This is a genomic window from Streptomyces sp. NPDC002092 (assembly GCF_053593775.1).
In genome coordinates this window covers 40,900-65,263 of sequence record NZ_JBSFDG010000005.1, presented here as the reverse complement: position 1 = coordinate 65,263, position 24,364 = coordinate 40,900, and the positions used below count along the sequence as shown (strand labels likewise).

The window sequence follows — 24,364 nt, the reverse complement described above, 5'->3', positions numbered from 1 at the left end:
CGGGCCTTCGCACACCCCTGGTGACAGGGCCTGCGGTCACAGGGGTCCGGCCCCGGGAGCCCCCCGTACTCCCGGGGCCGGACCGTCATGCGTAGCGCAGCTCCGCGGGGCGGACCGAGCGGCGCAGCAGCGGGAGCGAGGTGGCTGCCGCCAGCAGACAGGCCGGGTAGACGGCGAGGGGGACCAGGAGCGCGGCGTACGGCACGGGCAGTGCCAGGTGCTCCGAGGCGATCGAGCCGTACCAGTAGCTGATCACCGTGCCGCCGAGACCCGCCACCGCGATCGCGGGTGCCAGCGGCACCGCGGTCTCCAGCAGCAGTGCCCGGACCAGTACGGCGTGCGGCACCCCGGCGGCAGTCTGTGCGGCCAGGCCCCGGCGCCGGGTGGCGACGGACTCGGCGGTGCCCACGGCGAGCGCGGTCAGCAGGAGCGCGAGGGCGACGAGGATCGCGGCGCCGGTCAGGTTGAGACCGTTCTCGTAGAACCCGTTCCCTTCGGCGTAGTGCCCGTGCGAGGAGTGCAGCTGCGCCAGCATGACCTGCCGTACGCCCGCGAAGCCCGAGGCCACCACCGTCACCAGCAGCACCGCGGCATGTGTGCGGGCGGCTGCCCACGGGTCGTCGCGCAGCCGCCCCGCCGCGATCAGTACCGCGGGGCTCTTGGCGCGGGCGGTGAGCCCCTCGCCCAGCTGCCGGGCCGAGGCCCCGGTCAGCCACACCGCCACCGCACCGAGCAGCAGGCACACCACGAACACGGTGAGGGGGGCGAGCGCGAACTCGAACGGGACCTCGTGGAACGGGGTCGTCCCGATGTACACCACCGTCAGTGCGAGCGCCGCGGTCGCCACCCGGAACATCCGCCCCGGACCCTCGGCCGGCCGCACCCGCCGTATCCGTCCCAGCGGCGAGGTCACCACACGGCGCAACACCAGCGCGCTCACGGCCGCGCCCAGCACCGGCACTCCGACGGCCACCACGGCCATGCCCGCCCAGGCCGACGGGGCGGGGTTCTGCCACAGCCGCAGCAGGGCCAGCACGGAGAGCACTGTGGCCACTGCCGAACCCGCCAGACACGCAAGCCCCGACTCCAGCGCGGCGATCCGCCGCACCTGGGCGGGCGTGGCCCCCGCCAGCCGCAGCGCGGCCAACCGGCGGTCCCGGTGCACGGCGCCGATCCGGGCGCACTGGCCGAGAAAGCCGAGTACCGGGATGAACAGCATCAGCAGCGCGAAGATCACTCCGATGCGGGTGCCGGGCTGGTCGAGCAGACCGCCGCCCACGGACATGGAGAGTTGGCCGTCCAGCGACAGCAGCGCGGTGATCACCAGCCCCAGCCCGGTCGCCATGGCCGCGCCGACGGCGGTGAGGAGCACACGCCACCCCTCGCGGCGGTCCGAACCCCGCGTCAGCAGCCACGCCAGCCGCAGCTCCGCCCTCACGCCGTCACCCCCGCCGCCACCACGGCCCCGTCGGTCAGCCGCACCTCGCGGTCCGCGTACGCCGCGACCTGGGCGTCGTGCGTGATCAGCAGGACCGCCGTGCCCGCCTCGCGAGCCGTGTGGACCAGGCACGTCATCACCTGCTCGGTCGCCAGGGAGTCCAGCGCACCGGTCGGCTCGTCGGCGAAGACGACCCTGGGGCCGGTCACCAAGGCCCGCGCCAGGGCCGTCCGCTGGGCCTGGCCGCCGCTCAGCTCACCGGGCCGCAGCGCCTCCTGACCCCGTACGCCGAACCGCTCCAGCCATTCGCCGGCCGCCGCCTGGGCGTCCTTGTGGGCGGCGCCCGCGAGCATCAGCGGCAGCGCCACGTTGTCCAGGACCGTCAGCTCCGGAATCAGCTGACCGAACTGGAACACCACCCCGAAGTCGGTCCGGCGCAGTTCGCTCAGCCGCTTCTCCGGCAGCCGGTCGAGCCGCTGCCCGTCGTACGTCACCGAGCCGGTGTCCGGGCGGACGATGCCGGCCAGGCAGTGCAGCAGCGTGGACTTACCGCTGCCGCTGGTGCCGGTCACGGCGAGTATCTCGCCGGCCCGCAGCTCCACCGAGGCGCCGCGCAGCGCCTCGGTCCTGCCGTGCGCCTTGGTGAGGTCGCGGGCCGCCAGGAGCGGCACCGTGCTGTCTGGGCTGTCCCCGTTGCTCATGCTGCGTCGACCTCCGCGGTCAGGGTGGTGAGCCGGGCCGCCGTCGTGGTCATCCAGCGGAGGTCGGCGTCGAGGTGGTTGAGGGCGTAGTCCGCCGAGAGCACGGTCGCGAGATCGGCGCCGGGCGCCGTCTTGACCGCCGTGAGCTCCCGCATCCGTTGCATGTGTGCGGCGCGCTGGGCGGCCAGATAGGCGTCCGCGTCGCCGCCGGACAGGATCGAGACGACGACCTTGGCGAAGATCTCGTTCGTCACGAAGGGGGCCGGCGGGGCGATCTCCCCGGCCCAGGCGGCCAGTTCGCGCGCCCCCTCCTCGGTCGAGCGGTAGGTCGTCCGCTCCGGGCCGCCGTCCGAGTCGGTGCCCTCGACCTCCGCGAGGCCGTCCCGGACCAGGCGCTGCAGGGTCGTGTAGACCTGCCCGTAGGCCAGCGGGCGGGCCTGCGGGAAGCGTTCGTCGTGCCGTCGCTTCAGGTCGTAGCCATGGCTCGGCCCCGAGGCGAGCAGCCCCAGCAGGATGTGGCGGGTGCTCATGGCGATCATTATGCACTCGATACATGTACTGAGTGAATAGTGGCCGCTGCAGGACTCCGAAGGTGACGCAGAATGTGAGGAGAGGCACGTAGTCCCTTTCGGTACGTCTGCCGCCGCGTCCGGTGGGTAGGGCTGCGTTAACCCGCAACCTCTTACGTACGCGACAAGGAGGCCCCCGTGGCCGCACCGGCTTACCCCCTCTCCAAACCCGTGGCGCAGCTGCCGTCCCTCGATCCCGAGCCGCACTTCTGCGTCTTCAGTGCGGAGGGCGCCTGCGCCGAGACCCCGCTGACCAGCGAACCGCCACTGCCCGAGGCCGAGCCCCTCACCAGTGAGCCGCCACTCGCCGACGCCGCGCCCCTCACCAGCGAGGCGGCGGCCCCCGAGCCGGACGCTCCGAGGCTCTAGGTGACGGCGCCGGGGTCGGCCGACCCGCCCTCCGAGGAGCTGTCCCGGCTCGCCGCACTGCACGGCGTCGCCACCTCCTACAGCCCCTCCCCGGACCGCACGGTCGCGGCCTCCGCCACCGCGGTCACCCTCGCCCTCGCCGCCCTCGGCATCGACGCGAGCACCGACGACACGACCCGCGCCGCGCTGGCCGCCCGGGAGCGGGAGCTCGGTGAACGGCTGCTGCCGCCGACGGTGGTCCTGTGGAGCGGAGCCACGTCCTCCGCCCTCGAAGCCCTCCCTCCCGGCACCCGGCTGCGCATCGAGACCGAGCAGGGCGAGACGCGGGACTCCGCCGAGCAACTCCCGCACGGCGTCCACCGGTTGACGGCCACCGCGCCCGACGGCCGCAGCGCCGAGGCCCACCTGGTCGTCGCCCCGCCCCGGCTGCCCACGCCCACCGCACGCTCGTACGGCCTGCTCGTCCAGCTCTACTCCCTGCTCTCCCGGCGCTCCTGGGGCATGGGCGACCTCGGTGACCTCGCCGAGCTCGCCGCCTGGGCCGGACGTGCGCTCGGCGCGGGATTCGTCCAGGTCAACCCGCTGCACGCGGCCGTGCCCGGCGCTCCCACCGACCCCTCCCCGTACCGCCCCTCCTCCCGCCGCTTCCCCGACCCCGTACATCTGCGGGTCGAGGACATCCCCGAATACGCCCATGTCGAGGACCGGGAGCGGGTGCGGGCGCTGCTCGGGCGCGCCGCCGAACTGCGCGAGGCTGTGCTGGAGAAGGGCGCGCTGATCGACCGGGACGCCGTGTGGGAGCTCAAGCGGGAGGCGCTGGAGCTGATCCGCGAGGTGGAGCTCGGGCCCGGCCGGCGCGCCGCATACGTCGACTTCCTCGCCGAGCAGGGCGAGGCCCTGGAGGACCACGCCACCTGGTACGCCCTCGCCGAGGTGCACGGCTCCGACTGGAGCCGCTGGCCCGCCGCGCTCCAGGACCCGCGCTCGGCCGAAACCGCCCGCGCCCGGGGCGAGCTGATGGACCGCGTCGACTTCCACTCCCGGCTCGCCTGGCTCACCGACGCCCAGCTCACCGACGCCCAGCGCGCCGCGCGCGAGGCCGGGATGCCGGTGGGGATCGTGCACGACCTGGCGGTCGGGGTGCACCCCGGCGGCGCCGACGCCTGGGCGCAGCAGCAGTACTTCGCCGCCGGGATGTCGGTGGGCGCCCCGCCGGACGCCTTCAACGCGCGCGGCCAGGACTGGGGCCTGCCGCCCTGGCGACCCGACCGCCTCGCCGAGTCCGGCTACGCGCCCTACCGCCGCCTGCTGAAAGCCCTGTTCCGCTACGCCGGCGCCCTGCGCATCGACCACGTCATGGGCCTGTTCCGGCTCTGGTGGGTGCCGCAGGGGCATCCGCCCACGCAGGGCACCTACGTCCGCTACGACGCCGAGGCCATGCTCGCGATCCTCGTGCTGGAGGCCTCGCGCGCCGGCGCGGTCGTCATCGGCGAGGACCTGGGCACGGTCGAGCCGGGGGTGCGGGAGACGCTGCGCGAGCGCGGGGTGCTCGGCACCTCGGTGCTGTGGTTCGAGCGGGACTGGGAGGGTGACGGACAGCCGCTGCCCCCGGAGGCCTGGCGCGCCGACTGCCTCGCCACCGCCACCACCCACGACCTGCCGCCCACGGCCGCCCGTCTCACCGGCGAGCACGTCGAACTCCGCGACCGCCTCGGCCTGTTGACCCGCCCGCTGGAGGAGGAGCGCGCGGAGGCGGCCAACGACACGGGGGAGTGGCTGGGCCTGCTCGCCCGCCTCGGCCTGCTGCACTGCACCGGCGGCGCGCACGGCGTCTCGGAGGAGGAGGCCGAGATCCAGGCGGTCCACCGCTTCCTGCTGCGCACCCCGTCCCGCATGATCGGCATCTGGCTCCCCGACACGGTCGGCGACCGCCGCCCGCAGAACCTCCCGGGCACCTGGGACCAGTACCCGAACTGGCGACTGCCGATCGCGGACGCGGAGGGCCGCCCGATGACGCTGGAGGACCTGGCCGGCTCGCCGCGGCTGCATGCGCTGATCGACGTACTGCGGACGGTGCGGCCGGGGTGAGGAGAGCGCCGATCTCGTAGAGCACCCCCCGAACGAGCGACCCCAATCGTCGTTCGATACGTTTGACAGCGTGGACAAGAAGAACGCCCTGCGCGCCGGCGCCCTGGCCGCCGGTACGACGCTGATGATGCTGCTCATGTCGTCCCCCGCCTCCGCGCTGATCCGCGACGACGGCGACGACCCCGGCAAGGGCCTGAGCGTCGGCGAGACGCTGGGCCTCTACGTCCTGGCCCCGCTGGCCCTGTTCGCGGTCATCGCTGGCCTGGTGATGGTGCTGGACAAGTCCAAGGACCGCCAGTCGAAGGCCAAGGCGAAGGCCTGACCTCACGTTTCCCGGGGGCGTCGGCCTCACCGTACGTACGGTGAGGCCGACGCCCCCGCTGTGTTGTCACGGGCTCGGCGCCGTCAGATACCGCTGCACCGTCGGAGCCAGCCAGGCCGTGAGCTCCTCGCGGCTCAGCGCCACGGTCGGCGGGAACCGCAGGACGTAGCGGGTGAGTGCCAGCCCGAGCAGCTGCGCCGCGGCGAGCGCGGCCCGCGCGGGGGCCTGCTGGGGGTCGGGGCACACCGCGTGGGCGACCGGCATGATCTGGTCCCGGAAGATCTCCTGCATCCGCTCGGCCCCGGCCCCGTTGGTCGCCCCGACCCGGAGCAGGGCCGTCAGCACCTCGTTCTCCTCCCACATGCCGAGGAAGCGCGCGACGAGCCTCCAGCCGACCTCGTCCCGGGGCACCGCTGCCATGTCCGGCATTCTCAGATCGATGGAGACGGCCGCCGCGAACAGCCCCTCCTTGTTGCCGTAGTAGCGCATCACCATCGAGGGGTCGATGCCCGCGTCCCGCGCGATGGCACGGATGGTGGCCCGCTCGTAGCCGTCGGCCGCGAAGCGTTCGCGGGCCGCGACGAGGATGGCGTTACGGGTGGTCTCGGAGCGGCGGCGGGTGCCGCCGGAACCGGGAGCAGTACTGCTGCTGTCGCTGACTTTCACATCAACAAGCGTAGGCCAACGTCCGTTGGCCAACAAGTGTTGACTCTCTTCGTTCCGCCGCTCTACCCTCATCAACAAGCGTTGGCCAACAAGCGTTGGCAAACAGGGAGGGTCATCATGAAGGCTCAGCACTCCGTGATCGTCGTCGGCTCGGGTCCCGCCGGTCTCCTGCTCGCCGGCGACCTCGCCACCGCCGGTGTCCCCGTCACGCTCCTCGAAAAGCGCCCGCACAAGATCAGCAATCTCTCCCGCGCCTTCGTCCTGCACGCCCGCACCCTCGAGCAGCTCGACGCCCGCGGCCTCGCCGACGGTCTGGAGGCCATCGGCCGCCCCCTCGACAGCCTCCGCCTCTTCGGCCGCCTCACCATCGAACTCTCCACGCTCCCCTCCCGCTTCAACCACCTCCTCGTCATCCCGCAGTACGAGGTGGAGAAGGCCCTGGAGCGGCGCGCCGTCGAGGCCGGCGTGGACTTCCGGTACGAGACCGAGCTGACCGGGCTCACCCAGGACGCGGACGGCGTGACGGTCGAGGTCCGCGGGCCCGGCGGGGCCGCCGAGAGCCTGCGGGCCGCCTACGTCGTCGGCACCGACGGCATGCGCAGCGCCGTGCGCGACGCGATCGGGCTGTCCTTCCCCGGCCGCTCCGCCATCCGTTCCGTCGTCCTCGCGGACGTACGCCTCGCCGAGGAGCCCGAGAACCTGCTGACCGTCAACGCGGTCGGCGACGCCTTCGCCTTCCTCGCGCCGTTCGGTGACGGCTACTACCGCGTGATCGCCTGGAACCGCGCCCGCGACGTCCCCGACGGCGAACCCCTCGACCTCGACGAGGTCAAGGAGGTCACCCGGCTCGCCCTCGGCCGTGACTACGGCATGCACGACGCCCGCTGGATGTCCCGTTTCCACAGCGACGAACGCCAGGCGCCCGCCTACCGGGTGGGCCGTGTCTTCCTCGCCGGGGACGCCGCGCACGTCCACACCCCGGTCGGCGGTCAGGGCATGAACACCGGTCTGCAGGACGCGGCCAACCTGAGCTGGAAGCTGGCCGCCGTCGCCCAGGGCCACGCGGACGCGGCCCTCCTCGACAGCTACCAGGCCGAGCGTCACCCCGTCGGCAAGGACGTGCTGCGCAGCAGCGGCGGCATCGTCCGCCTCGCGATGGCCAAGCGCCCCTGGGAACTGGCGCTGCGGGCCGCCCTCACCACCTTCCTCGACGCCGTGGGCCCGGTCCGGCGCAGGGCGGTCGGCCAGATCACCGGCGTCGGCTACCGCTACCCCGCCCCCCGCGGTGCCCACCGCCTGACCGGCACCCGCGTCCCGGACGTCGCCCTGAAGGGCGGCCGCCTCTACGAGGCCCTGCGCGGCGGCAGGTTCGTACTGATCACCCCCGAGGCCTACGAGGACCAGGGCGCCCGCAAGGACCGGCTGGCTGTGGAGCACTGGGCGAGCGACCGGCGTACCACCGTCCTGGTCCGCCCCGACGGGTATGTGGCCTGGGCGGCGGACTCGGCGGACGCGGCGCGGATCGAGGAGGCGGTGGCCCGGTACGTGGGCTAGTGCCCCGCCTCCAGCGTCCCCGCCAGCAACTCCCGGAGCAGGTCGGCCAGTTGGCCGGCCTGCTCGTCGTTCATGGTGGACAGGGCCTCCGTCTGGACGGCCAGGCCCGCGCCGACCGCCTCGTCGATGACCGCCAATCCCTTCTCGGTGAGCGTCACTTGGAGCGCCCGGCGGTCGTGCGGGTCGGGGGAGCGGCGCAGCAGACCGGCGCGTTCCAGTCTGTCGAGCCGGCCGGTCATGCCGCCCGTGGTGAGCATCAGGGTCGCCGAGAGCTGGCGCGGCGAGAGGGTGTACGGCTCTCCGGAGCGGCGCAGGGTCGCCAGCACGTCGAACTCGCCGCGTGAGATGCCGTGCGGGGCGTACGCCTTCTCCATGCGGTCGCCCATGGTGCGGGAGAGGCGGTAGATCCGCCCGAAGACCTCCATGGCCCTGGTGTCGAGGTCCGGCCGCACCCCCGCCCACTGCTCGACGATCGCGTCGACGGCGTCCTTGCGCTGTGCACTCATGCCCCGAGTATCCGCAGGCACAGAGTCACTCGCAAGAAAGTAGCTTGACGGAAAGTTGCTTAGCGCTAAGCTAATCACTGCCAAGCTAATCACCGCGAGGTTGCCTTGCGCTCGTCGCCGAGCCGCATCCGATTCCGAGGGGTCGACCGTGGAGAAACCGCACCGCATACCCGGCCAGTGGGCCCTGCCCGTCGCCGCCGCCGTCAACGGCGTCGGCACGGGCATGTACGTGCCCTTCACGCTGGTCTTCTTCCACTACGTCACCGGCCTCTCCTTCACCACCGTCGGGCTGGTGCTGACCGTGACCGGGCTCCTCGGCCTCGCCGCCCTGCCGCTGGCCGGCGCGGCCGTCGACCGGTTCGGCGCGCGGCGCGTGCAGCTCGCGCTGTACGGGGTGCGCGCCGCCGGCTTCGCCGCCTACCCCTTCGCCGGCTCCCTCGCCGCCTTCGCCGCGGTCGCGCTGGTCACCGCCGCTGCCGACCGCGCCTTCCCCGCCGTGCAGTCCTCGCTCCTCGGCGAGGTGGCGCGGGGCGCCGGGCGGGACCGGCTGCAGGCCGCCACCCGGGCGCTGCAGAACGGCGGCTACGGCGCCGGTGCCCTGCTCGCCACCCTGGTCATCGCCTTCGCCGGACCCACCGGCTACACCTACGCGGCCTGGGGCAACGCCCTGTCCTTCGCCCTCGCTGCGCTGCTGCTGAAACCGCTGAGGCCGTTGCCCGCCGCCGACGGTACGGAGGCACGGCGGGCCGGGGCCGGGTACCGTCTCGTGCTCGCGGACCGGCCCTTCCTGGTCGTCACCGGCGCCAACTTCCTGAACGCGCTGAACTATTCGGCCCTGTCCGTGCTCTTCCCGCTGTTCCTCGTGGAGTGGCTGCACGGGCCCGCGACGCTCACCGGTGCCGCGTTCACGGTCAACACGGTGCTGTGCGCGGTGGCCGGGGTGTCCGTCGGCGGGCGGGTGCGCAGGGCCGGTGCCCGGCGCACCCGGGCCGCGGCGCTGGGCGGGAGCCTGTTCTCGGTGGCCTTCCTCGGGCAGATCGCGCTGGGCACCCTGCGGCCGCACTCCGGCCCGGTGCTGGGCGGGGCCCTGGTCGCCGTGGTCGTCGTCTACACGCTCGGCGAGCTGATCCACAGCCCCGCCGCCGAGGTCCTCGCCCTGTCGGCGGCACCCGAGGCCGCGCGCGGCCGGTACCTGGCGGCGTACCAGATGTCCTGGTCACTGGCGAAGGCGGTGGCTCCGTCGCTGTTCACGGCGCTGCTCGCGGTGGACGGCCGGGCGCCCTGGGCGGTTCTGATCCTCACCTCGGCGCTGGCGGCCGCCCTGCTGATCCGCACGGAACGCCATCTTCCGGCCGACGCGGTACGGCCGGTCGCGGAGACCGTCGTACACAAGACTTCCCCGCTCGCTTCCCGTGACTCCGAGGAAGCCCTGCCCCTCGTCTCCCGCCACCCCGAAGGCGTCCGGCCGTGAAACGGCTGCTCGCACCTGTCGCTGCCGGGCCCCCGCCTCTTGCCTCCCCCACCCCGAGGCCGGTCTGAAGCTGCCCGTGCCCGCCGTAGGGATTCCCTCTTTCATCGCCCACCACCCCGAAGGAACCCGGTCATGAAACGGATCGCGACCGTCCTGCTCACCGCCCTCGCCCCCGTCTCCTGGGGCACCACCTACGCCGTCACCACCCAGTTCCTCCCGGCCGACCGTCCCCTGTTCACCGCTCTGGCACGAGCCCTGCCCGCCGGTCTGCTGCTGCTGGCCGTCACCCGGGTGCTGCCGCGCGGTGCCTGGTGGTGGAAGGCGGCCGTGCTCGGTGCGCTGAACATCGGCGCCTTTTTTCCGCTGCTGTTCCTGTCCGCGTACCGGCTGCCCGGCGGCATGGCGGCCGTCGTCGGCTCGGTCGGGCCGCTGTTCGTGGTGGGGCTGTCGGCGCTGCTCCTGGGGCAGCGGCCGACGGGGCGGGCGCTGCTCGCCGGGGTCGTGGCGGCGTTCGGCGTCAGCCTCGTCGTGCTGAAGGCGGCCGGGGCGCTCGACGCGGTAGGCGTGCTGGCCGCCCTCGCCTCGTCCGCGTCGATGTCCACCGGCACCGTACTGACCAAGAAGTGGGGGCGCCCCGAGGGCGTGGGCCCGCTCGCCCTCACCGGCTGGCAGCTGACGGCCGGCGGGCTGCTCATCGCCCCGCTCGCCCTCCTCGTCGAGGGCGCCCCGCCCGCCCTGGACGCCCGCGCGGTCGGCGGCTACCTCTACCTCGCCCTCGCCAACACGGCCGTCGCCTACTGGCTCTGGTTCCGCGGCATCGGCCGCCTCACCGCCACCCAGGTCACCTTCCTCGGCCCGCTCTCCCCGCTGACCGCGGCCGTGGTCGGCTGGGCGGCCCTCGGCCAGGCGCTCACGCCGGTTCAACTCGCGGGCATGGCGCTGGCGTTCGGCGCGACGGTGGCGGGGCAGGCGACAAGGCCGGCTCGCGCTCAATTGTTCAGTTCTGCTGAAATGAACGGTCGAAAAGATTCGATGGACCTGACAGGTGTGTCGCTGCGACGGTAGATCCACCGAGATCACCCGTCGCCGAAAGGACCTCCGTGGCCGTCGCCCTCGACCGGACCGCCTCCCCTCCCACCGCCCGCTCACTGCGAGGACTCGCTCTCGCCGCCCTCACCACCGTGGTCTGGTCCGGCAGCTTCGTCACCTCGCGGGCGCTGCACGACAGCGTGCCGCCGGTGCAGCAGGCGTTCTGGCGGTGGGTGGTCGCGTTGGTGGCGGTGGCGCCGTTCGGGGCCCGAAAGGCCTGGCGACAGCGAGAGTTGATACGACGTCACCTCGGGTTCGTGCTGCTCGCCTCGCTCCTCGGTGTCACCGTCTACAACACCCTGGTCAACCAGGCCGGGCTCACCGTCCCGGCCGCCAACATGGGCATGATCATGGCCGCTTCGCCCGTGCTGATGGCGGCGTTCGAGCGGGTGGGCGGCGCGCGGCTGGGCGCGCGCCGGGTCACGGGGGTGGCGACGGCCTGCGGAGGCGTCGTACTGCTGATGGGCGGGGGAGCCGGACTCGCCGCGGGGGACCTCTGGATGATCGCCGCCGCCTGCTGCTTCGGCTCGTACAGCGCGCTGCTGCGGCTCAGGCCGGCCGAACTCGACGGCACGGCCTTTCTCTTCACCACCTTCCTGCTCGGCACCGCCCTGCTGCTGCCCGCCCAGGCCGTGAGCGTGGCGGCGCAGGGCGCCTTCACACCGACACCCGGAACCGTCCTCCCGCTCCTCTACGTCGGCGTCGCCTCCTCCGCCGTCGCGTTCTTCGCCTGGAACAAGGCGATCGGCCTGATCGGTGCGGCCCGGGCGGGGACGGTCTACTACCTGCAGCCGGTGTGCGTGGCCTTGCTGTCCTGGGCGGTGCTCGGGGAGCAGATCGGCCGGCCGCAGGCTCTGAGCATGGCGCTGATCCTCGGCGGGGTGGTGCTGGGCGCCGCCGTATAGGTTGCCGCCATGACCGAGTGGGACATCCGGAAGCTGCAGATCCTGCGGACGCTCAGGGAGCGGGAGACGGTCACCGCGACCGCCGAGGCGCTGCGGATGACGCCCTCCGCGGTGTCCCAGCAGCTGACCAATCTGGCCAGGCAGCTCGGGGTGCCCCTGCTGGAGGCGCAGGGGCGGCGGGTGCGGCTGACGGACGCGGCGCGGCTGGTGCTGCGGCACGCGGAGGCCGTGTTCGAGCAACTGGAGCGTGCCGACGCCGAGTTGGCGGCCTACACCCAGGGCGAGGCCGGCGAGGTGCGGGTCGGCGCCTTCTCCACTGCCGTACCCGCTCTGGTCGTGCCCGCCGTACGGATGCTGCGCACCCGGCACCCCGGAGTGAGCGTACGGGTGCGGGAGGCGGAGGCGGGGGAGGCGTACGAGCTGCTGGCCGCCGGGGACGTCGACCTCGCGCTGTCCCTCGCCGCCCAGGCCCCCACCGCCGCCGACCCCCGCTTCACCCGCGTCCCGCTGCTCGCCGACCCCCTCGACCTCGCCCTGCCCCGCGACCACCCGCTCGCCGCCGCCGAGGGGCTGCGGCTGGCCGACCTCGCCAAGGAACCGTGGATCTTCGGCGGCAGCGGGCCCTGGTCGGACATCACCCGCGGGGCCTGCGAGGCGGCCGGGTTCAGCCCCGTGCAAGGCCATTCGGCGGCCGGGTGGACGGCGATCCTGGCGATGGTGGAGGCCGGGATGGGGGTCGCGCTGGTGCCGCGCATGGCGGTCGTGGCGAGGGAAGGCGTCGCGATGCGGCAGCTGACGGAGGACCGGCCCCGGAGGCACGTGGTGGCGGCCGTACGGAAAGGGGCCGGGGAAGGGGCGGCGGTGGGGAGGGTGCTGGGGGCGTTGCGGGAGGTGGCGACCACCGCGCCCCAAAGGGGCGCGGGGAACTGCGCGACCAGCCACGACTGGCCGGCAGAAGACCGACGGCCGACGCGCCTCAGATGAACATCCGGACGCCGACGAACGCCGGGTGGACGCCGTGGTGACCCGACTGCCCTTCGCCACCGACCAGTTGGAGGTGACCGTCCTCTACGACGAGCCCGAGATCCTCGACCTGGAGGACAAGTCCGAGGTCGCCGCCGGGAGGCCCTGGTCATCACGGCCTACCCGACCGGCGTCCGGCTGCGCCCCGACGTCACCGCGATCCCCCTGCACGGCGTGGAGACCAGCCAGGTCACCCTCGCCACCCGCGCCGGCGACCGCAGCCGTCTGGTGGTGTCCGCGTTCCGCAAGATCGCCCGCACCCACCTCACCCGGCCGTCCGCACCGGCGTGACCAGGGGGTCGCTCCCGCCGCCTGGGGTCGGTGACGGCCGTTGTCTGTGTCCGCGTCTCGCGGGGCGGCGCGTAGTCGTCTCGCCGGGCCGTCGGAATCGGCGTGACCGGAGGCCCCCTCCGGCCCCCGCGTCGCGATAGCGTCACACCGTCCCCGCGTGACGCAATGCCTTCACCACCCCGGAGGTGCCCGTGGTCGCCGACACCTGTGCCAGCTGCGGCAAACCGCTCCCCGCACGGGCGGGCCGCACCGGCCGCAGCTCCGTGTACTGCTCGGCCGCCTGCCGGCAGAAGGCGTACCGGGAGCGGCAGGGGACCGGGACGGGGGCCAGTGTGCAGCGCCTGATCGACGACATCGGGCGGCAGGTCCAGGAACTCACACCGCAGCCGCCCTCGGTCCTGTACTCCGGGGTGGCCGACCTGTCGGCCGCCGTGGCGCGGCTGCGGCGGGTCGCCCGGACAGCCCGGGACACCGCGAAGGAACCCCAGGGGTCCGCCGAGCCTTCCGTAACACCGAGAGCCGTTACGGAAATCCCCCTCACGGAAGCCGACTTCGCCACCCTCACCGAGTCCCACCGCCGGGAGATCCATGTCCACTGCTACCGCATGACCGGCTCCTACGACGACTCCGAGGACCTGGTGCAGGAGACGTTCCTGCGGGCCTGGCGGGCCCGGGAGTCCTTCGAGGGGCGGGCCGGCGCCCGCACCTGGCTGTACCGCATCGCCACCAACGCCTGCCTGGACTTCCAGCGCCGCACCGCCCGTCGCCCGCAGCGCTACGAGCCCATCCCCGGCATGAACCACGGCACCGGCGAGGCGCCCGCCCGCATCACCTGGCTGCAGCCCTACCCGGACGACGAGCTGCCCACGGCCGAGGAGGACCGGCCGGACGTCGCCGCCGTCTCCCGCGAGACCCTGGAGCTGGTCTTCCTCGCCGCCATCCAGCACCTCCCGCCCCGCCAGCGGGCCGTGCTGATCCTGCGGGACGTGCTCGGCCTGACCGCCGCCGAGACCGCCGAGGCCCTCGACCTGACCGTGGCCTCCGCCAACAGCGCCCTGCAGCGGGCCCGGCCCACCCTCCGCGACCATCTGCCCGGGAAGCGCGCGGAGTGGAGCGCGGGCGAGCCGACGGAAGCCCAACGCACCGTCCTGCAGCGGTACATGAGCGCCGCCGAGCAGCTCGACTTCGCCGCGATGACCGACCTGCTCAGCAAGGACGTCACGCTCACCATGCCGCCCAACCCGTTCTGGTTCACCGGCCGGGACGCCCTCGTCGAGTTCCTGCGCCCCACCCTCGACCCCGCGTCCCCCATGTTCTTCGGCCACTGGCGCCATCTGCCCGCCCGCGCCAACGGACAGCTCGCGGCGGGCGGTTACGTCCGCAGACCCGGTACGCACGTCCACCGCGCCCAGGTTCTCGACGTCCTGCGCTTCGACGCCGACGACCGGATCGTGGAGATCACGTCCTTCGAACCGCACCTCTTCCCGGCCTTCGGACTGCCGCTGCGGCTGTGACGACCGATGAGTGATCGGGGTGCCGTGCGTCTGTATGACCGACCGATACGGAACACCTCACCGAGGAGATCATCATGCTGCTCACCGACAAGACCGCGATCGTGTACGGCGCCGGCGGCTCGATCGGCGGTGCGGTCGCCCGCGCCTTCGCCGCCGAGGGAGCCCGCGTCCACCTGGTCGGACGGACCCGGGAAACGCTGGAGGCCGTGGCCGCCGACATCAAGGACGCCGAGGTCGCCGTCGTGGACGCCCTCGACGAGGCGGCCGTCGAAGAGCACCTCGCGGGCGTCGGGGACGTCGACATCTCGTTCAACCTCGTCACCCGCGGCGATGTTCAGGGCGCCCCGCTCACCGACATGCCCGTGGACGACTTCCTGCGACCCGTTCTCAACGGTGTCCGCGCCAACTTCATCACCGCCCGCGGTGCCGCCCGCCGGATGGCCGAGCGCGGCTCCGGCGTGATCCTCACCCTCAACAGCGGCTCCGCGCACGGCAGTCCGATGATGGGCGGCACGGGACCCGCCGACGCCGCCATCGACACGCTCGTCCGCAACCTGGCCCTGGAGTGCGGTCCCCGCGGGGTGCGCGCCGTGGGCCTGTGGGCGGCCGGCGTACCCGAGACGTTCACCGTCGAGAAGCTCTCCGCGGTCAACCCGGCCATCGACGAAGCCGCCGTCCGGGGCATCGTCGACGGCCTCGCCGGAATGCGCATGACCCGCCGCAACCCGAGCCTCGCCGAGGTCGCCGCCACCGCGGTCTTCCTCGCCTCGGACCAGGCGGGCGGCATCACGGGCACGTTCGTCAACGTGACGGGCGGGATGGTCGTACGGTGAGGAAACGCGAAGGGCGCCCGGTGTGACACCGGGCGCCCTCGTTCTCGTACGGCCGCGGGTGACTACGCCTGCGCGTCCGCCGCCTGCGCCTTCAGCGCCCGCTCCACTCCCGACCGGGACTCGGAGACCAGCCGCCGCAGGGCCGCGCTGGGCTCGGCGGAGGCGAGCCAGGCGTCCGTCCGGTCCAGGGTCTCCTGCGACACCTGGACGGCCGGGTAGAGGCCGACGACGATCTGCTGGGCGATCTCGTGCGAGCGGGAGTCCCAGACGTCCTTGACCACCTCGAAGTACTTCTCGGCGTACGGGGCGAGCAGCTCCCGCTGATCGGTCTGGACGAAGCCGCCGATGACCGCCTCCTGGACGGCGTTCGGCAGCTTGTCGGACTCGACGACCTGCGCCCAGACCTCCGCCTTCGCCTCCACGGTCGGCCGGGCGGCACGGGCACTGGCCGCATGGCGCTCGCCCGCGGCTGTCTTGTCCCGCTCGTACTCGCCGGCGATCTCCGCCTCGTCGTAGCGGCCCACCGCGGCCAGCCGCTGCACGAACGCCCAGCGCAGCTCGGTGTCGACGACCAGGCCCTCGATGGTCTGCGAACCGTCGAGCAGCGCCTCCAGCAGGTCCAGCTGCTCCGGGGTCCTGGCGGTCGCCGCGAACGCCCGCGCCCAGGCCAGCTGGTGGTCGCTGCCCGGCTCGGCCGCACGCAGATGGGCCAGCGTGGCGTCGGTCCAGCGGGTGAGCAGGGCCTCGCGGGCCGCCGGGTCGGCGTACAGGTCGATCGCCAGCTTCACCTGGCGGTGCAGCGACTGCACGACACCGATGTCGGACTCCTTGCCGATGCCCGACAGGACCAGCGAGAGGTAGTCGCGGGTCGCGAGCTCCGCGTCCCGCGTCATGTCCCAGGCGGAGGCCCAGCACAGGGCACGGGGAAGAGACGACTCGAAGTCGCCCAGGTGCTCGGTCACGAACGCCAGGGACTTCTCGTCGAGGCGGACCTTGGCGTACGACAGGTCGTCGTCGTTGAGCAGGACGACGGCCGGGCGGCGCCTGCCCACCAGCTGCGGTACGGCGGTCAGTTCACCGTCGACGTCCAGCTCGATGCGCTCGTCACGGACCAGCTTGCCGCTGTCCTCGTCGAGTTCGTACAGGCCGACCGCGATGCGGTGCGGGCGGAGCGTGGGCTCGCCCTTGGCGCCCGCGGGGAGAGCCGGGGCCTCCTGGCGGATGGCGAAGGAGGTGACGACACCGGAGGCGTCCGTCTCGACCTCGGGCCGCAGGACGTTGATGCCCGCCGTCTGCAGCCACTTCTCCGACCAGTTCCTCAGGTCGCGGCCGGAGGTCTCCTCCAGCGCGCCCAGCAGGTCGGACAGGCGGGTGTTGCCGTACGCGTGACGCTTGAAGTACGCCTGCACGCCCCCGAAGAACTCGTCCATGCCGACGTAGGCGACGAGCTGCTTCAGGACGCTGGCGCCCTTGGCGTAGGTGATGCCGTCGAAGTTGACCAGGACGTCGTCCAGGTCGTTGATCTCGGCCATGATCGGGTGGGTGGAGGGCAGCTGGTCCTGCCGGTAGGCCCACGTCTTCATGGAGTTGGCGAACGTGGTCCAGGAGTGCGGCCAGCGCGACTGGGGGTGGTACGACTGGCAGGCGATGGAGGTGTAGGTGGCGAACGACTCGTTCAGCCACAGGTCGTTCCACCACTCCATGGTGACCAGGTCGCCGAACCACATGTGCGCCAGCTCGTGCAGGATGGTCTCCGCGCGCAGCTCGTACGACGCGTCGGTGACCTTGGAGCGGAACACGTACTGGTCCCGGATGGTCACCGCACCCGCGTTCTCCATCGCGCCCGCGTTGAACTCCGGCACGAACAGCTGGTCGTACTTCTTGAACGGGTACGCGTAGTCGAACTTCTCCTGGAACCACTCGAAGCCCTGCCGGGTGACCTCGAAGATCGCGTCGGAGTCGAGGAACTCGGCGAGCGAGGGCCGGCAGTAGATGCCCAGCGGCACGGACTGCCCGTCCTTCTCGTACACGCTGTGCACGGAGTGGTACGGGCCGACGATCAGCGCCGTGATGTACGACGAGATCCGCGGCGTCGGCTCGAAGACCCAGGTGTCGTCCTTGGGCTCGGGCGTCGGCGAGTTGGAGATGACGGTCCAGCCGGTCGGGGCCTTCACCGTGAACTGGAAGGTCGCCTTGAGGTCCGGCTGCTCGAACGACGCGAACACGCGGCGGGCGTCCGGGACCTCGAACTGTGTGTAGAGATAGGCCTGTTGGTCGACCGGGTCGACGAATCGGTGCAGTCCCTCACCGGTGTTGGTGTAGGCGCAGTCGGCGACGACCCGGAGGATGTTACGGCCCTCGAGCAGCCCCGGGAGGGCGATCCGCGAGTCCTTGAAGAGCTCGGCGGGGTCGAGGGCGTCGCCGTTGAGCGTCACCTCGTGGACGGTCGGGGCCACCAGGTCGATGAAGGACTCGGCCCCGTTTTCGGCCACGTCGAAGCGCACCGTCGTCACAGACCTGTAGGTGCCGCCCTCCTGCGCGCCGGAGAGGTCGAGATCGATCTCGTACGAGTCAACGGTGAGCAGCTTCGCCCGCTGCTGCGCCTCTTCGCGGGTCAGGTTTGTGCCAGGCACGCGGTCATCTCCTCGTCATGTGTCGGTTCAGCCATCCTTCCACGGGACCGTGGGGAGGGCGACGAGGGTTTTCCCGATGGGTCGCCCCGGTCAGCGTGTGTTTGGGGGCTGCCGCCCCCAGCCCCCCGCTTCGGCCCTTGAGGGGCCTCGTCCTCAAACGCCGGACGGGCTGGATTTCGCCGACCGGCGGTGAACCAGTGCGGATCGGACGGTGTTCGGTGACTTCTGGCCCGGCCCCGTGCTTTTCAGCCCGTCCGGCGCTTGAGGACGAGGCCCGGAGGGCCGATGGGGGTCCAGGGGGCGAGCCCCCTGGGCGGGGTCGAAGGGGCGGAGCCTTCACGCCGCGGCACGTTCGCGCCCGCAGCGGCAGGCGGGGCGGGGCACCTGCCGGTACCCCGCCCCGCCTGCCGTACGCGCCGGTGTCAGCCCTTCAGCTCCGCCGCCACCAGCTCCGCGATCTGCACCGCGTTCAGGGCCGCGCCCTTGCGGAGGTTGTCGTTGGAGATGAACAGCGCGAGGCCGTTGTCCACGGTCTCGTCGCGACGGATGCGGCCGACGTAGGACGGGTCCTGGCCGGCGGCCTCAAGGGGGGTCGGGATCTCGGAGAGCGCGACACCCGGGGCGCCCGCCAGCAGCTCCGTCGCGCGCTCCGGGGAGATCGGGCGGGCGAAGCGGGCGTTGACCTGGAGGGAGTGGCCGGAGAAGACCGGGACGCGGACGCAGGTGCCGGAGACCTTGAGCTCGGGGATCTCCAGGATCTTGCGGGACTCGTTGCGGAGCTTCTGCTCCTCGTCCGTCTCGTTCAGGCCGTCCTCGACGAGGTTGCCCGCGAAGGGCAGGACGTTGAAGGCGATGGGGCGCTTGTAGACGCCCGGCTCCGGGAAGTCGACCGCCGAACCGTCGTGCGTCAGCTTGTCCGCTTCGGCGACGACCTTCTGCGCCTGGCCGTGCAGCTCCGCCACGCCCGCGAGACCCGAGCCGGACACCGCCTGGTAGGTGGCGACGACCAGCGCCTGAAGGCCCGCCTCCGCGTGCAGCGGCTTGAGGACCGGCATCGCGGCCATCGTCGTGCAGTTCGGGTTGGCGATGATGCCCTTGGGGCGGTCCGCGACCGCGTGCGGGTTCACCTCGGAGACGACCAGCGGGACATCGGGGTCCTTGCGCCAGGCCGAGGAGTTGTCGATCACGACGGGGCCCTGCGCGGCGACCTTCTCGGCCAGCGCCTTCGAGGTCGCGCCGCCCGCGGAGAACAGCACGATGTCCAGGCCGGTGTAGTCGGCGGTCGCCGCGTCCTCCACCGTCACACCGTCCAGCTCCGTCCCCGCCGAGCGGGCCGAGGCGAACAGCCGCAGCTCGGTCACGGGGAAGTCGCGCTCCTTGAGGATCCTGCGCATGACCGTGCCGACCTGCCCGGTGGCTCCGACGATTCCGACCCTCACGGCGACTCCTTCTGCGTGTTCCTGTATGTCTGCGGCGTTTCCATCATGCGGCCGACCCGGGTCCGCCTGTCCAATTCTTTGCGCTCCATGCCCGAAGCCTGGGACGCCACACCATGATCAACGGTTCCGGAACTCCGCTCACACCCGCGCTGAGCTGGAGAAATTCACCCTATGACGGCCCGGTACCGCAAGGTGTGCAGGCCGCGCGCGCCGGTGTGACGTACACCTCTGCACGATTCCCCAGGGCCGGGCCGAACGTTTCCGCCGGCTCCGGCGTCGTAGAGGAAACGCGGTGAGGGGGTGGCTTGTGCTGCGCAGAAAGGCCCGCCGTGGCCAGGAGGACGATCATGGCGATCCTCTGGACGCGGCTCAGGAACGCCGGGTGCGGGCGGTGCTCGCACTGGGCGGGGTGCCGCAGACGGACCTGCCGGACGGGGTGCAGCAGGTCCGTCTGCGGCTGCTGGAGCGGGCGGCGAAGGGGTACGAGGCCCCGCGCGACGTCTCCGCGTGGGCGGCCGTCGTCGCCTCCAACCTGGCCATGGACTGGCACCGGGCCAAGAAGCGGCAGGAGCGGATCGGCGAGCGCCTCGCCTCCCTGCGCCAGCTGGAGCACCCGTCCGGAGAGGACACCAGCGTGCTCTCCCTGGCCGTCGCCCAGGGCCTCGACGAGCTCCCCGACTCCCAGCGCCAGGTCCTCGTCCTGCGCTTCTACGCCGACCTGCCCGTCCGCTCGATAGCCGACGAGCTCGGCATCCCGGAGGGCACGGTCAAGAGCAGGCTGCACACGGCGGTACGGGCACTGCGCGCCCGCCTGCACGAGGACGAGGTGGTGTGAGATGACCGCCGAACACAACAGCGTCGATGCGCTGATGGCCGCGATCACCGGCGAGGAGCCGCCGGAGGAGGCCCGCGCGGACGCCGGCTTCGCGGCCGAGCACCGCAGGGCCACGGCCGATGTGGCGCTGCTGCGCCGGCAGCTCGGGTTCATCGGGGACGCGCTGGCCGAGGAGCCGCGTCCGGAGCGGGCGCCCGTTCCGGTACGGGCGCCCCGGGACTGGCGCCGGGCGCGCAGGTTCGCCTTCGGCTCGCTCGCCGTGGCCGCCGTCGCGACCGTGCTGTCGGGGCTGGGCTGGCTGGTGGTGCAGGCGAACAGCGGCGTCGACGCCATGTCGGGCGGCAGCGCCGACTCCGCCTCCAAGGCGGAGGGGAACGCCAGGACCGGCTCGGCCTTCTCCAGCCCCGGCTACCTCGCCTGCACCCGCCTGGTCGCCGAGGGCGAGGTGACGGCGGTGCAGCCGGTCCACGGGACCGCCGGGCAGGAGCGGATCACCCTGGACGTGACCCGCTCGTACAAGCCGGAGAAGTCCAGGAAGGAGATCACCCTGCTGATCGAGGACGAGACCCTCCGCAAGGCGCTCCACAAGGGCGACCACATCCTGGTGGCCGTCCCGGCGCAGTCCACCGTCCCGGACTACGTGATCGTCGGCGAGAAGTCGATCGCCCACGAACGCGCGGGGCTCACCCGTGCGCTGCCCGAATCGGCCCACGTGACCTGCTGACGTGACCTGTTGACGTCCCCCGCCGACGGAAAAGGGCGGGCGCCCGCACGGACGCCCGCCCCACAGCCGTATCACTGACCGGCTACGGCGTGACCTTCTCGATCTTCACGCTGCCGGTGCCCGCGGTCGTGCCGCGTGCGTTCACCAGCTGGACCTGGCCGAAGAACTCACGGCCCTCCGGTGCGGCCGCCGCGGCGGTGACGCTGCCGGAGACGGTCGCCGACCCGCCCGTGCCGAGCTTCACCGGCGCCGACTCGTCGACGGTGACGGTGCCGAGGGAGGACGAGAAGAACACGTCCCGGTAGTCGTACGCCGTCGAACCCGACGGCACCGAGTAGCCCGTGACCTCGATGGTGTACGTCCCGGCAGCCGGGCCGGCGACCGAGACGGCCTCCTCCGAGTCGCCGTCGGCGGACCTGCCGACCTCGGTGCCGGCCGCGTTCTTCACCACCAGGTCGAGGTCGGCGGAGGCGTCCGAGACGTTGCCGATCGCGACGTCCAGCGACTTGGCGCCCGCGGGCACCTCGACCGTGGTGGTCTGCGTCTCGCCCTCCTTGATGGTCGGGCGGGCCGTCTTCGACGAGCCGAGCGGGCCGCCGACCAGCTTGCCGTCGAGCGCGGCGAGCTTGTTCGTCACCTTCCAGGAGACGGCGGCCGGGGTACCGACCTTCGCCTCGGGGACGGTCACGGTCTGCGGGTCGAAGGACGCGCCGAGGACGGCGACATCCAGCTTGTACGGGTTGTCCAGCAGCGGCGAGGTACGGCGCGACTCGACCTCGATCTCCCAGACGCCGGCCTGCGGGTCCGCGTACGCACGCACGTCGGGCTTGCAGCCGTTGCCGTCGAGGTAGTTCGGGTAGCAGTACGGGGTGCCGGTGTTGTCGACCGGAGTGCCGTACGGGTGGATGGCGATGAACCGGGTCTGGCTCTTGTCCTTCAGCCCGCCGATGGCGACCTCAAGGGACTTGGCGCCCTCGGGCACGGTCACGAAGTACGACTGCGTGCTGTTGCGCTGCACCGTGTTCGAGGCCGTGAAGGTGTACTTCACCGGCGTCGAGACCACGACCGTGGCCAGGATCTGCTTGTCGACGCCCTCGGTGCTCGGGTCGTCGACGTCGAGGATCGCGCTCTTGATGCCCGCGGACCTCGGGTTCGCCTGCACCTTGACGGTGACCGGCTGGTTCAGCGGCAGCTTCACCTCGTCCTTGCCGACGATCCGGAAGGTGCCACCGGCGTTGTTCTCGATGCTCAGCTCGTGCCAGAGCGCCTTGGCGGAGCCGGAGGTCCGGGTGATCGTGACGTCGTACGTCTTCCTGTCACCCGCCTTGAGGCCGCCCTCGCGGTCGTACAGGCCGGTGCCGAAGCCCGGCGTCTTCAGGGCCTGGTCGAGCGCGGTGTCGACAGGGGCCTTCACGACGTAGTCAGAAGGCACAGCGTCGTGCGCGGTGGCGCCGTCGCGGATCGCGTCCCAGGCGTCGACGATGTCGATGCGGCCCGCGCCCTCCTCGTAGGCCTGAACGCCCTTGATGTGGTGGGCGGTTGACGTCAGGGCCGTGCGCAGGGTGGCGGGCTTGAGCTCGATGCCCTTCTGCTTGGCGGCCGACAGCAGCAGCGCGCTGGCGCCCGTGGCCTGCGGGGAGGCCATGGACGTGCCCTGCAGCATGGAGTAGCCGGCCGGCAGCGAGTAGCCCGACTCGGCGACCGGGGAGCCCGGCAGCCAGGTCTGGGTGGTGTTGATCGCGGCGCCGGGCGCGACGAGGGTCGGCGTGAAGCCGCCGTCCTCACGCGGACCGCGGGAGGAGAAGGGCATCATCGCGTACTTCTTCTCCACGACCGAGCCGTAGTTGGAGGCCCAGGTCGCCTTGGAGATGGCGGCGCCCACGGAGATCACCTTGTCGGCGAGACCGGGGTCGCCGATGGTGTTCGCGCCCGGGCCGGAGTTGCCCGCCGAGATCACCAGCTGCACGCCGTAGGTGTCGATGAGCCGCGTGTACAGCTCGGCGCGCGCGTTGTTGCCGTCGTTGAGCGCCGGCAGACCGCCGATGGACATGTTGACGATGTCGACACCGCGGTTCACGACGAGGTCGATCATGCCCTCGGTGAGCCCGACGTTGGTGCAGCCGCCGGTCCAGGTGCAGGCACGCGAGGAGACGATCTTCGCGCCGGGCGCCGCGCCGTTCATCTTCCCGCCGAACAGGCCGTTGGCGGCGGTGATGCCGGCGACATGCGTTCCGTGCTCGGACTCGATGACGCCGATGTTGACGAAGTCGGCCTTCTTGCCGACCCAGTCGCCGCCGAACGGGTCCATCGGCACGTCCTTGCGGATCTGCACGACGAACGGCTGGCGCTCCACGACGTCGGTCGACGGGTCGTCGGTCCCGAAGTAACCGATCTGATAGCCGTCCTTGTACGGCTTCATCGGCGTGTCGTCGCTGAAGTCGTAGTTGTTGTTCAGGTCGACACGGACGGTACCGGCGGCGGCGTCGTACAGGACGCCCCACTTGTCGGTCGTGTCCCCGTCCCGGTTGGCGTCGCCCTTCGCGTCGCCGCCCGCGGTGGCGGCCTCGCTGAAGGTGCTGACCTGGTACGACCCGGCGGGCGCCGTCCAGGTCTTTCCGCCGTAGGTGAAGGTGGGCCCGGAGACCGAGGTCACCATCGGGCGCCAGGTGGCGTCGCTGTCGACGATCGGGTCGGTCGCCGTCACCCAGTCGACGATCTTCCGCTCACCGGTGGTGGTCTTCTGCAGCGCCGGGTGACCGAGGTCGACACCGGAGTCCAGGATGCCGATGGTGACGCCGCGGCCGTCCGCCTTCGGGTGGTCCTTCACGAAGTCGACGGCGCCCGTCTCGAAGGACGGGTTGTACGGGTTCTCGGCGGGCGTGTTCTTGTCCGGCGCGGGGTAACTGACCGTGCCCGACGCCGACTTGGAGCCGCCCGTCGCGCTCGGGTCGTCCAGCGGTATCTCCTTGCGCAGGTCGATGCCGTGCACGGAGGAGAGCTTCGCGGCGGCGGCGATGGCCGCGTCCGCCTTCGCGGTGGGGACGGTGGCGCGGACGTATCCGAGCTTGTCGTAGGTCCGGCCGACCGAGCCGCCCTTGACCGCGTCCAGCTGCCCGGCGACCTGCTCGGTCTGCCCCGGGGCGGTGGCGATCATCATCGTGACGTTCTTGTCGCCGTCGGCCTTGGCCTCGGCGAGCAGGTCCGCGTCGTCGGAACCGAGCTTTACCTGCGCGGACTTGACGCTGCCGTCCGAGGGGGCGGTGGAGCCCGGGGACGGTGCGTCGGCGGAGAAGGCCATGGGTATCGGCCCGGCCGCGGAGAGCGCGGCGACAAGACCGGCGGCCACGGCTATTCGGGCCACGGGTCTCAGGGGGGTGAGGGTCATCGGCATCCC

The 24,364-nt window shown here is 72.2% G+C and carries 20 protein-coding genes; 12 read left to right on the top strand and 8 right to left on the bottom strand.

Annotated features, from left to right (window positions below; all coding sequences use genetic code 11):
- Nucleotides 1–85 precede the first annotated feature (85 nt).
- The 3 genes from ACWCRD_RS12900 to ACWCRD_RS12890 are packed head-to-tail and all read right to left on the bottom strand — an operon-like array spanning nt 86 to nt 2,669.
- A complete protein-coding gene (locus ACWCRD_RS12900) occupies nt 86–1,438 on the bottom strand; it encodes an FtsX-like permease family protein (RefSeq protein WP_450965906.1) in 1,353 nt (450 codons plus the stop codon).
- Nucleotides 1,435–2,139, bottom strand: a complete 705-nt coding sequence (locus ACWCRD_RS12895; RefSeq protein ID WP_450965905.1) for an ABC transporter ATP-binding protein — start codon at nt 2,137–2,139, stop codon at nt 1,435–1,437. Before ACWCRD_RS12895 ends, ACWCRD_RS12900 begins: the two co-directional genes overlap by 4 nt.
- The gene (locus ACWCRD_RS12890) at nt 2,136–2,669 is read right to left on the bottom strand and encodes a PadR family transcriptional regulator (protein ID WP_450965904.1); all 534 of its coding nucleotides are present in this window, start codon (nt 2,667–2,669) and stop codon (nt 2,136–2,138) included. Before ACWCRD_RS12890 ends, ACWCRD_RS12895 begins: the two co-directional genes overlap by 4 nt.
- Before the next feature lie 177 nt (nt 2,670–2,846).
- On the opposite strand from ACWCRD_RS12890, the gene ACWCRD_RS12885 reads away from it, so the two are divergent.
- The 3 genes from ACWCRD_RS12885 (at nt 2,847) to ACWCRD_RS12875 (ending at nt 5,487) form a co-directional block, all read left to right on the top strand.
- The gene (locus tag ACWCRD_RS12885; RefSeq protein WP_450965903.1) at nt 2,847–3,077 is read left to right on the top strand and encodes a hypothetical protein; all 231 of its coding nucleotides are present in this window, start codon (nt 2,847–2,849) and stop codon (nt 3,075–3,077) included.
- On the top strand, nt 3,078–5,165 hold the full coding sequence (malQ, locus tag ACWCRD_RS12880) for a 4-alpha-glucanotransferase (protein WP_450965902.1): 2,088 nt from the start codon (nt 3,078–3,080) through the stop codon (nt 5,163–5,165).
- 70 nt (nt 5,166–5,235) lie between these two features.
- Nucleotides 5,236–5,487: a hypothetical protein gene (locus ACWCRD_RS12875; protein WP_450965901.1), complete on the top strand. Its 252-nt coding sequence runs from the start codon at nt 5,236–5,238 to the stop codon at nt 5,485–5,487.
- A 66-nt stretch (nt 5,488–5,553) separates the two neighbouring features.
- Here ACWCRD_RS12875 and ACWCRD_RS12870 read toward each other — a convergent pair whose 3' ends face one another.
- Entirely contained in the window at nt 5,554–6,153 is a 600-nt protein-coding gene (locus tag ACWCRD_RS12870; RefSeq protein WP_450965900.1) for a TetR/AcrR family transcriptional regulator, read from the bottom strand.
- A 117-nt stretch (nt 6,154–6,270) separates the two neighbouring features.
- Here ACWCRD_RS12870 and ACWCRD_RS12865 point away from each other — a divergent pair, with 117 nt between their 5' ends.
- Nucleotides 6,271–7,707, top strand: a complete 1,437-nt coding sequence (locus ACWCRD_RS12865; protein WP_450965899.1) for an FAD-dependent monooxygenase — start codon at nt 6,271–6,273, stop codon at nt 7,705–7,707.
- Here the strand turns inward: ACWCRD_RS12865 and ACWCRD_RS12860 are convergent.
- Nucleotides 7,704–8,213 carry a MarR family winged helix-turn-helix transcriptional regulator gene (locus ACWCRD_RS12860; RefSeq protein WP_450965898.1) on the bottom strand — a complete coding sequence of 170 codons (510 nt, stop codon included), beginning with the start codon at nt 8,211–8,213 and terminating at the stop codon, nt 7,704–7,706. The two genes, ACWCRD_RS12865 and ACWCRD_RS12860, sit on opposite strands and share 4 nt — an antisense overlap.
- 148 nt (nt 8,214–8,361) lie before the next feature.
- Between ACWCRD_RS12860 and ACWCRD_RS12855 the strand changes: the two genes are divergently transcribed.
- From ACWCRD_RS12855 to ACWCRD_RS12830, 6 genes are all read left to right on the top strand, one after another.
- Entirely contained in the window at nt 8,362–9,684 is a 1,323-nt protein-coding gene (locus tag ACWCRD_RS12855; RefSeq protein ID WP_450965897.1) for an MFS transporter, read from the top strand.
- 132 nt (nt 9,685–9,816) lie between these two features.
- Nucleotides 9,817–10,749: an EamA family transporter gene (locus ACWCRD_RS12850; RefSeq protein WP_450965896.1), complete on the top strand. Its 933-nt coding sequence runs from the start codon at nt 9,817–9,819 to the stop codon at nt 10,747–10,749.
- 35 nt (nt 10,750–10,784) lie between these two features.
- On the top strand, nt 10,785–11,678 hold the full coding sequence (locus tag ACWCRD_RS12845; protein WP_450965895.1) for a DMT family transporter: 894 nt from the start codon (nt 10,785–10,787) through the stop codon (nt 11,676–11,678).
- 9 nt (nt 11,679–11,687) lie between these two features.
- Complete coding sequence (locus ACWCRD_RS12840; protein ID WP_450965894.1) at nt 11,688–12,662, top strand: LysR substrate-binding domain-containing protein; 975 nt, start codon at nt 11,688–11,690, stop codon at nt 12,660–12,662.
- 521 nt (nt 12,663–13,183) lie between these two features.
- Nucleotides 13,184–14,506 carry a sigma-70 family RNA polymerase sigma factor gene (locus tag ACWCRD_RS12835; protein WP_450965893.1) on the top strand — a complete coding sequence of 441 codons (1,323 nt, stop codon included), beginning with the start codon at nt 13,184–13,186 and terminating at the stop codon, nt 14,504–14,506.
- A gap of 74 nt (nt 14,507–14,580) precedes the next feature.
- The gene (locus ACWCRD_RS12830; RefSeq protein ID WP_450965892.1) at nt 14,581–15,339 is read left to right on the top strand and encodes an SDR family NAD(P)-dependent oxidoreductase; all 759 of its coding nucleotides are present in this window, start codon (nt 14,581–14,583) and stop codon (nt 15,337–15,339) included.
- Nucleotides 15,340–15,401: 62 nt separating this feature from the next.
- Here ACWCRD_RS12830 and pepN read toward each other — a convergent pair whose 3' ends face one another.
- Both pepN and ACWCRD_RS12820 read right to left on the bottom strand, forming a co-directional pair.
- On the bottom strand, nt 15,402–17,972 hold the full coding sequence (gene pepN / locus ACWCRD_RS12825) for an aminopeptidase N (RefSeq protein WP_450965891.1): 2,571 nt from the start codon (nt 17,970–17,972) through the stop codon (nt 15,402–15,404).
- Nucleotides 17,973–18,394: 422 nt separating this feature from the next.
- On the bottom strand, nt 18,395–19,411 hold the full coding sequence (locus ACWCRD_RS12820; protein WP_450965890.1) for an aspartate-semialdehyde dehydrogenase: 1,017 nt from the start codon (nt 19,409–19,411) through the stop codon (nt 18,395–18,397).
- 307 nt (nt 19,412–19,718) lie between these two features.
- Here ACWCRD_RS12820 and ACWCRD_RS12815 point away from each other — a divergent pair, with 307 nt between their 5' ends.
- Together ACWCRD_RS12815 and ACWCRD_RS12810 are read left to right on the top strand one after the other, a co-directional pair.
- Complete coding sequence (locus ACWCRD_RS12815; RefSeq protein ID WP_450965889.1) at nt 19,719–20,246, top strand: RNA polymerase sigma factor; 528 nt, start codon at nt 19,719–19,721, stop codon at nt 20,244–20,246.
- Between the two features lies 1 nt (nt 20,247).
- Nucleotides 20,248–20,970, top strand: a complete 723-nt coding sequence (locus tag ACWCRD_RS12810) for a hypothetical protein (RefSeq protein WP_450965888.1) — start codon at nt 20,248–20,250, stop codon at nt 20,968–20,970.
- An 82-nt stretch (nt 20,971–21,052) separates the two neighbouring features.
- On the opposite strand, the gene ACWCRD_RS12805 is transcribed toward ACWCRD_RS12810, so the two are convergent.
- Nucleotides 21,053–24,355, bottom strand: a complete 3,303-nt coding sequence (locus ACWCRD_RS12805) for a S8 family serine peptidase (protein WP_450965887.1) — start codon at nt 24,353–24,355, stop codon at nt 21,053–21,055.
- Between the last annotated feature and the right edge of the window lie 9 nt (nt 24,356–24,364).

Excerpts from the sequence above, each read along its gene's own strand:
- ACWCRD_RS12890 (WP_450965904.1), bottom strand. The coding sequence starts at position 2,669 with ATGAGCACCCGCCACATCCTGCTGGGGCTGCTCGCCTCGGGGCCGAGC.
- ACWCRD_RS12895 (WP_450965905.1), bottom strand. The coding sequence starts at position 2,139 with ATGAGCAACGGGGACAGCCCAGACAGCACGGTGCCGCTCCTGGCGGCC.
- ACWCRD_RS12810 (WP_450965888.1), top strand. The coding sequence starts at position 20,248 with ATGACCGCCGAACACAACAGCGTCGATGCGCTGATGGCCGCGATCACC.
- ACWCRD_RS12805 (WP_450965887.1), bottom strand. The coding sequence starts at position 24,355 with ATGACCCTCACCCCCCTGAGACCCGTGGCCCGAATAGCCGTGGCCGCC.
- ACWCRD_RS12840 (WP_450965894.1), top strand. The coding sequence starts at position 11,688 with ATGACCGAGTGGGACATCCGGAAGCTGCAGATCCTGCGGACGCTCAGG.
- ACWCRD_RS12860 (WP_450965898.1), bottom strand. The coding sequence starts at position 8,213 with ATGAGTGCACAGCGCAAGGACGCCGTCGACGCGATCGTCGAGCAGTGG.
- ACWCRD_RS12830 (WP_450965892.1), top strand. The coding sequence starts at position 14,581 with ATGCTGCTCACCGACAAGACCGCGATCGTGTACGGCGCCGGCGGCTCG.
- ACWCRD_RS12865 (WP_450965899.1), top strand. The coding sequence starts at position 6,271 with ATGAAGGCTCAGCACTCCGTGATCGTCGTCGGCTCGGGTCCCGCCGGT.
- ACWCRD_RS12850 (WP_450965896.1), top strand. The coding sequence starts at position 9,817 with ATGAAACGGATCGCGACCGTCCTGCTCACCGCCCTCGCCCCCGTCTCC.